Here is a 362-nt window from a genome sequence, read left to right on the forward strand (position 1 = left end):
AAAACTAGCCCCTCTACAAAACCAAATCAATACTTTAAATACTCAAATAACCAATTTAACCAATGAAAAACAAAAAATACTGGTTGAAAAAAACAATCTTCAAACACAACTCAATTCTATCCCTATTAAAAAACAACATTTAGAATTAGCTAATTTGGAACAAGATCTAATCATTAAAAAACTAGAAAGTAAAAAATTAGCTAAATCTTTAGGAATTAAAATGGATATCATTAATCCTAAAGTAACTTTTATCCAAGCTAATTCAGCTAAAGCAAGAATTCAAAACCAACTCTCTTATAAACTAGGACAAGCTATGATAGAAAATTCAAAAAGCATACTAGGTTATATAAGAATGCCTTATG

Annotated in this window: 1 pseudogene; it reads left to right on the forward strand. The window is 26.5% G+C overall.

Annotation, left to right across the window (positions count from 1 at the left end):
• A pseudogene (locus CQA76_RS09140) lies at positions 1–362 on the forward strand (sugar transferase); the annotation flags it as partial.

The sequence above is a fragment of the Campylobacter aviculae genome (genome assembly GCF_005406215.1).
In the GTDB taxonomy this organism is placed as follows: Bacteria; Campylobacterota; Campylobacteria; order Campylobacterales; family Campylobacteraceae; genus Campylobacter_D; species Campylobacter_D aviculae.